The sequence below is a fragment of the Dactylosporangium sp. NPDC000521 genome, assembly GCF_042898305.1.
Classification (GTDB): domain Bacteria; phylum Actinomycetota; class Actinomycetes; order Mycobacteriales; family Micromonosporaceae; genus Dactylosporangium.
The window spans coordinates 65978-73179 of sequence record NZ_JBIAYW010000037.1; the positions used below are offsets into that span (position 1 = coordinate 65978).

The window sequence follows — 7202 nt, forward strand, 5'->3', positions numbered from 1 at the left end:
AAGGACGGTCGAGGCGACGTTGGAGTTCCGACTGCTCGGCACCATCGAGGCCGTCCGCGCTGGCGTACCCGTCGCGGTCGGCCCCGCCCGGCAGCGGGGCGTGCTGGCGGCGTTGCTGGCCGACGCCGGCCGGGTGGTACGCACGGGCGACCTCGTCGAGCGGGTGTGGGGCGACGCCCGCCCACGACGGGCGACACCGACCCTCTACAGCTACCTGTCCCGGCTACGAGCCGCCCTCGACGGCGGGCCGGCGCTGATCCGGCGAGCCGGCGGCTACCTGCTGGCGGCCGAGCCGGCCACGGTCGACCTGCACCGCTTCCGCGACCTGTGCACGCGGGCCAGGGCCGCAAGCGACGACCCGGCCGCGGCGGCGCTGTTCGACGAGGCGCTCGGACTGTGGCGGGGCACCGCGTTCGCCGACCTCGACACGCCGTACTTCAACCTGCTACGGGCGACCGCCGAGCGGGAACGGCTGGCCGCCGAGGCGGACCGCGACGACGTCCGGCTGCGCATCGGCCGTGCGGGCGAGGCGCTGGCCGGGCTGTTCGCCCGAGCCGAGGCACACCCGCTCGACGAACGCACCTCCGGGCAGCTCATGCTCGCCCTGTACCGCGTCGGCCGCGCTGCCGACGCTCTCGCCCACTACCGGCTGGCCCGGGCGCGGCTGCGCGAAGAACTGGGCAACGACCCGGGCGAGGCACTGCAACGACTGCACAAGCAACTGCTGGCAGGCACGGTTCCCCCGGTTGTCGTGCCGGCCGTCCCGGCGTCGGCCGGCAACCCGCCCCGGCAGCTGCCGGCACCGCCAGCGGTGTTCGTCGGGCGGGCCGGGGAACTGGCTCAGCTGGACCGGATCGCCACCGCGGATACGATGGGGATCGCGGCCATCGGCGGTATCGGTGGCATCGGCAAGACCTGGCTCGCCCTGCACTGGGCACACCGCAACGCCGAGCGGTTCCCCGATGGGCAGCTCTACGCCGACCTGCGCGGCTTCGACCCGACCGGTGAGCCGGTCCCGGCGACCGTCGCCCTGCGCGGCTTCCTGGAGGCACTCGGCGTCGCACCCGGCGAGATCCCCGACGATCTGGACAACCGGGCGACGCTGTACCGCAGCCTCCTCGCCGGCCGCAGAGTACTCGTGCTGCTCGACAATGCCCGCAGCACCGCCCAGATCGAACCGCTGCTGCCCGGCAGCCCGGCCTGCATGGTCCTGGTCACCGGACGCAGGCAGCTGGCCGGACTGGTCACCACCACGGGCGCCCGGCCCATGACCCTCGACGCACTGCCCAGCGCCGAGGGGCGGGAGCTTCTGATGCGCCACGTCGGCCGGGGCCGGGCAGCGCGAGAGCCCGAGGCCGCCGCCGCGCTCGTCGCCCACTGCGCCGGGCTGCCCCTCGCCACGAGCATCGTCGCGGCCCGGGCCCGCATCCACTCGGCGCTGCCACTGGCCGCGCTCGCCGAGGAGCTCAGCGACCGGGCGGCGCGGCTTGACGCCCTGGACGCCGACGACCTCGGGGCCGACCTACGGGCCGTCTTCGCCGCTTCCTACCAGGCCCTGGAGCCCGCTCTCGCGCGGATCTTCGGGCTGCTGGGCGACGCGCCCGGGCCCGACATCGGCATTCCGGCCGCCGCGGCGCTCACCGGGCAGCCAGCCGGATCGGCCAGGGCCGCGCTGCGCCGGCTCACCGCCGCCCATCTCCTCCAGGAGCATGCGCCCGGCCGGTACCGCATGCACGACCTCGTGCACCTGTACGCCGCCGAGTGCTGCGCCCACGACCAGCCGGCCGAGGTGATCGCCGCAGCCCGGGAGCGGCTCACCAACTGGTACGCCGACACCGCCGTGGCCGCCGACCGCGCACTGGCACCACACCGCACCCCGCTCGACGGCGTCGCCGTCACCCGCTCCTTCACCGACTCCGAGGCCATGGACTGGTTCGCCGCCGAGCACAAGTGTCTCGCCGCGGCCCAGCAGGCGGCGGCCGAGCACGGTTCGCAGGCAGCGGTGTGGCGCCTCGCCTGGGCCCTCGACACCTTCCACTGGCGCGGCGGCCGGCTCGCCGAGCGGGTCGCGACGCTGCGAGCCGCGCTCCCGGCCACCACCGGAGACCCGGCCGCGGCGGCGCTGTGCCACCGGTTGCTGGGTCGCGCACACGTCCCGCTCGGCGGGCACGACCTTGCGCTGCACCACCTGGAGCGGGCTGCGGCGGGCTTCGCAGCGGCCGGAGACGCCGACGGCCAGGCCCAGACACACCTCAACCTGGCGCTGGCCTGGGAACGGGCCGGCGACGATCGGCAGGCACTGCACCACGCTCGGGAGAACCTGCGCATCCGCTCCGGACTGGGCAACCCAGCCCGTGAGGCCGAGGCGCTCAACGCGGCCGGCTGGTACCACGCCCGCGTCCAGGAGTTCGAGCCCGCCGAGCGATACTGCCGGCGGGCACTTTCGCTGAGCCGGGTCCACGGGTTCCGGGAGATCGAGGCGTACACCAGGGACAGCCTCGGGTACATCGCCCACCACAGCTGGCGGCCCGCCGACGCCCTTGAGCACTACCGTGCCGCACTGGACCTGCGCCGGGCGCTCGGCGACACCTACGAGGAAGCCGACACGCTCGTGCACCTCGCCGACGTCCTTCTGACCCTCGGCCGCGACGCCGAGGCGACATCGGCCCGGCGTTCGGCGCTGACGCTCTACGAGAGCCAGGGCCGCACCCGCGAGGCAGCGGCCCTCAAGTCGCTCAGGTTGCGGTAGAGCAGCACGGCCGCGACCCCCGGAACGGGCCGCGGCCACGGCTTCGCATCAGATCCGGTGGCGCCACACCGGCGACTCCATCCTCGTTCGGCTGGCCGGCGTGCTCGGGTTCGGGATCCTGTTCGCGGACGCGTCCGAGTTGGTCATCGGGTTCGCGGGCGGGCCGACGTTCGACGACGGGATGACGTACGGGTTCGCGCTCACTCGCGTACGGGCTCGTGCGAGAGTTCACGACGTTCTTCCGGCACGCGGAAGCCGATGTTCCGGCCGCCACCGGTGCACTCGGCCTGTTGCGCGGTGATCGCCGCCGAACCGTTGTTGTGTGTCTTGAGCTCGGCCTCCTGGCCGGGTTCATGGGCGGCGATCGTGACGCCCCGGCGGTACCGCGACGGGTTGCCGTCCTGTCGAGCTGGTCGATTTCGGCCTGCAGGTGGTGCAGCTACCCGGCGCGCAGCCGTGCGAGGGCCCGCGGCCTGTGCGCCGCGTCGTCGGTGACGCGGTCTTCGCGTGCCACGCGTGGGGTTGCGACGCCCGGCAGCGACCAGTGCGGGGACCTCAGCGCGGGTCGACCAGTTCGCAGGCACCGAAGGACAGGCATCCACAGCCGGTGCAGGCGCTGAAGTGGGCGCGTTCCCGCTCCAGCCGGGCGATCTGCTGGTCGATGACCTCGCCCCAGCACTGGGAGGCCCGTTGCCAGAATTGGCGGGTCGGGGGCGCGTCCTCGGGCAGGAACGCCAGCACCTCACGGATCTGGGCCAGGCCGATGCCGACGCGCTGCGACGCGCGGACGAACGCGACCCTGCGCAGCGCGACGTCGTCGTAGCGGCGCTGGTTGCCGGCGGTGCGGTGGCTGCGGATGAGGCCCTGCCGCTCGTAGAAGCGCAGCGTCGAGGCGGGCACGCCGGTGCGGCGGGACACATCGCCGATCGGGAGCATTGCCATGGTTTCGGCCGGCATGGGCCAACCCTAGCGCTCTTGACGTGAACCTCGGTTCACTGTTGAGCATGGTCCGCGTGACTGACATCGAGCGGGCCCTGGTGATCGGGGCGACCGGCAACATCGGCCGGCATGTCGTGGAGCTGCTGCGCGGGCGGGGCGTGGCCGTGCGGGGGCTGGCCCGCGACGCCAGCGGGCTGCCGGAAGGCGTCGAGCGCGTCAGCGCCGACGTGCGGGACCTCGACGCCCTGCGCTCCGCGTCGGCGGGCATCGACGCGGTACTGCTGATCTGGCCCTTCATGACCGCCGAAGGCATCGACGGCGTCGCGGGTGTCCTCGGCGACCAAGGGCGACGGGTCGTGTACGTCTCGGCGATGAGCGTGCGCGACGACGCACCGCCGGCGGCCAGCGGCGTGTGGGGCGAGGTCGAGGACGCTGTCCGGCGCAGCGGCGCCGAGTGGACGTTTCTGCGGCCCAGCGGGTTTGCCACCAACACGCTGCAGTGGGCGCCGGCGGTCCGGGCCGGGCGCCCCGTCCGCGCGCCCTACCTGGCGGCAGCGCGATCGTTGATCCACGAGCGGGACATCGCCGAGGCCGCCGTCGTGGTCATGACGGGCGACGGGCACGGCGGGCGGGCGTACCCTCTCACCGGGCCGGCGGCAATCACGCAGGCGGAGCAGGTGCGCCTCATCGGGGTGGCGACGGGGCGGCCGGCGACGGCCGAGGAGTCCGGCCCCGACGAGGCCCGGGCCGAGATGCTGAGCTGGGCGCAGCCGGCCTTCGCCGACGCGGCGCTGGCCTACTGGGCGACGCTCGTCGGCACGCCCGAGCCGGTGACGGACACGGTACGGCAGCTGACCGGATCACCGGCCCGGTCGTTCGCGCAGTGGGCCCGCGACCACGCCGGTGACTTCCGGCCGCCGACAGTCGACGAGGTGGCCCGGCGCTACGTCGAGGCCTTCCGGGCCGGCCGGATGGAGCTCGCGCTGCGGCTGTTCGACCCGGGCGTGGTCCGGGTCGCGCCCGCGGAGACCGGCGGCGCGCACGTGGAGCTGCGCGGGCTGCCGGCCGTCCTGGGCAACGCCGAACGGCTGACCGCTGATCTCGAGATCCACCACGTGCACGCGGATGGCCCGTTCGTCGGCGGAGACCGGTTCGCGGTCCGCTTCACGTTCGACCAGACCCATCGTGCGACGAACCGGCGTACCGATGCCGTGAAGCTCTGCCTGTATACGGTCGCCGACGGGGCCATCGTCCGCGAGGAGGTCCACTACTTCGACCCGCCCCCCATCACCGGCACGGCGTGACGGCGCCCCGGCCGCCCGGCGCAGGTTCACCCGGTTGCCCATCCACCAACGCCGCCGTCGTGTCTGTGTAACCGACGGTGGCAGCGGGCAGCTGTGTCACGCGCGGAAGCGGCGATGACCGTGAGGCCGGTGCGGGAGTCGGGCTACGGGTCCGTATCGACCTTGGCGGCGAGGTCGGCATCAGGTAGGAGTGGACGGCCGACATCCTGTGTCAGCGAGGAGGCGGGCATGAGGGCGGACCGACCGCTTGCGCTCCTGCTGCGGCTGCAGTCCGGCGGCAAGGTGACCGAGCGGGCCCTGGCCGTCGAGCTGGACGTGTCGGTGCGCACCGTGTGCCGCGAACTCGTCGCCGTCGCCCGGGCCGCGGTGCGCACCTTTCTGCAGGCGTTCGGCGGCTGACGGAGTGCAGTGCGCGGCAAAGCGACGCGCTCTGCCGAGAACGGTGTAGCCGGCATCCACGGGGATGCGGCCCGCCTCGACGAGTGGTGGTCGTGTTCGGGCGGTGGCGGCCACGCGGCCACCGGCACGGCGTACGGCACCACCGCCATCGACTTCGGCCTCCTGCTGCTCATCTCAGCGGTCGTGGTCATCGCCGTCCCGGCCGTCGGCACCGTTCTCACCCTCGCCCTCGTCGTTGCCCCGGCCGGCGCCGCCCGGCTCTGGACCGACCGGATCGCCACCATGACCGCCGTCGCCGTGAGCATCGCCGTCGCCAGCACCATCGGCGGGCTGCTGCTGTCCCGCACCTGGGACGTCGCCGCGGGCGCTGCGATCAGCCTGACCGCCACCACCTGTTCTGCCGTCTCGATGCTCGTCGGATCACGCCACAGCCTGCTCGCCCGGTGGCTGCACCGCCGTCACCGAGTCACGGACCGGGCACCTCTTGAGACCGGAGCGTCGGTTGTCACCCAACCCTGACCAGGCCCTCGACCAGCGCCTCGACGCTACGTCTGGCGCGCTGACGCTGGCGCAGTACGACGCCGCCAGCGCGCTGTTCCGTGCGCTCGCCGCACCGATCCGGCTTGCGATCGTCGAGCTGCTCGCGCGGCACGACCAGCCGCACGTCCACCAGATCGTCGACGCAGTCGGCGCCACCCAGACGCTGGTGTCCCAGCACCTGAGGGTGTTGCGCCAGGCGCAGGTCGTGCAACGCCTGCAGGTCGGGCGCGACACCACGTACCAGCTGTCGCACCCGGCGGGCCGATCATCGCCGCTGCCCTGGCCGCCCGCGGCAGCTGAGGCCGCCGCCTCTCCGACGGGATGCGTCTTCCCCTGAAGCAGGTCAAACCGTACTGTGTCGGCAGGCCTGAACCGCGGCCCGGTCCTCCTCGGCGGGAGAATTCGGCGATCGCGGCACCGGGTGCGTGCTGAGCAGGATCGGGTGGTCGCGGCGGACCGTCTCGATGACGGCTGTCATCGTGAGCGAGGAGTCACCGCAGTGAGCAGCAAGACCAAGCGTCGCCCCACCGCCGTTCCGCAACGCCCGCGCACCGGACTGCCCTGGGTGTGGATCGTGCTGGCACTGGCGGTTGGCGCGTTGCTGGGCGGCCCGATCGGCGCGGCGACCGCCGACCCGCGCTCCGACACGCAAGAGGCCATCGACAAGATCAAGGCTGCGGACGCGAAACGCGACGCCGAACAGATCGTGGCCCTGACCGAACAGGCCCGGCATGTCCGCGACGCCCTCGCCCCCGTCCTTGACGGACTCGCCGCCGCTGTCCCGCCCGGCGCTGCTGCTCCTGGACCCGACGCCGCCGCGCAGCAGGTCACCGCATGGCGGACCACCACTGCCAAGGCCGTCGCCGGGTTCGACAACCCACCGTCGGCCGGCACCGGCGTCAACATCGCCCGCGGTGGACTCAGCGCCGCCACCCGTACCCTCCACGAGGCCGTCATCGCCTACGAACAGGCACTCACCGCCCCCGCCTCGTCGAAGCCCGCCCAGCTCGCCCATGCCGGCAAACTTCGCGACGTCGCCGTCGCCACCTGGGCCGTCGGCGGCACCCAACTCGACCAGCTCAACATCGACGCCGGCCACGGCCATGCCCACGTCTTCCTGCCCGCCGTACCGGGACAGGGCGCCATGACCTCCGACGGATCGCGGGAGGGAAAGTAGTTCGACCGCTACGCGCGGGCGGTGTACAACCACGCGTTCAAGCTCACCGGATCCTGGTCGCTGGCCGAGGATGTCACCCAGTCAGCGTTCCTTG

The 7202-nt window shown here is 73.3% G+C and carries 6 protein-coding genes and 3 pseudogenes; 8 read left to right on the top strand and 1 reads right to left on the bottom strand.

Annotation, left to right across the window (positions count from 1 at the left end; translation table 11 throughout):
* Positions 1 to 19: 19 nt before the first annotated feature.
* Positions 20 to 2749: a BTAD domain-containing putative transcriptional regulator gene (locus tag ACFY3L_RS51810; protein ID WP_389342424.1), complete on the top strand. Its 2730-nt coding sequence runs from the start codon at positions 20 to 22 to the stop codon at positions 2747 to 2749.
* Positions 2750 to 3304: 555 nt separating this feature from the next.
* Here ACFY3L_RS51810 and soxR read toward each other — a convergent pair.
* Positions 3305 to 3706, bottom strand: a complete 402-nt coding sequence (gene soxR, locus ACFY3L_RS51815; protein WP_389342426.1) for a redox-sensitive transcriptional activator SoxR — start codon at positions 3704 to 3706, stop codon at positions 3305 to 3307.
* 47 nt (positions 3707 to 3753) lie between these two features.
* Between soxR and ACFY3L_RS51820 the strand changes: the two are divergent.
* The 7 genes and pseudogenes from ACFY3L_RS51820 to ACFY3L_RS51850 form a co-directional block, all read left to right on the top strand.
* A pseudogene (locus ACFY3L_RS51820) lies at positions 3754 to 4599 on the top strand (NAD(P)H-binding protein); the annotation flags it as partial.
* Between the two features lie 21 nt (positions 4600 to 4620).
* Positions 4621 to 4992, top strand: a pseudogene (locus ACFY3L_RS51825) (nuclear transport factor 2 family protein); the annotation flags it as partial.
* A gap of 228 nt (positions 4993 to 5220) precedes the next feature.
* A complete protein-coding gene (locus tag ACFY3L_RS51830; protein ID WP_389342429.1) occupies positions 5221 to 5391 on the top strand; it encodes a hypothetical protein in 171 nt (56 codons plus the stop codon).
* A gap of 9 nt (positions 5392 to 5400) precedes the next feature.
* Complete coding sequence (locus ACFY3L_RS51835) at positions 5401 to 5910, top strand: metal ABC transporter permease (protein ID WP_389342431.1); 510 nt, start codon at positions 5401 to 5403, stop codon at positions 5908 to 5910.
* Complete coding sequence (locus ACFY3L_RS51840) at positions 5894 to 6268, top strand: ArsR/SmtB family transcription factor (protein ID WP_389342434.1); 375 nt, start codon at positions 5894 to 5896, stop codon at positions 6266 to 6268. Before ACFY3L_RS51835 ends, ACFY3L_RS51840 begins: the two co-directional genes overlap by 17 nt.
* 162 nt (positions 6269 to 6430) lie before the next feature.
* Positions 6431 to 7108 carry a hypothetical protein gene (locus ACFY3L_RS51845; protein ID WP_389342437.1) on the top strand — a complete coding sequence of 226 codons (678 nt, stop codon included), beginning with the start codon at positions 6431 to 6433 and terminating at the stop codon, positions 7106 to 7108.
* Positions 7109 to 7120: 12 nt separating this feature from the next.
* Positions 7121 to 7202 (top strand): annotated as a pseudogene (locus tag ACFY3L_RS51850) (RNA polymerase subunit sigma-70); the annotation flags it as partial.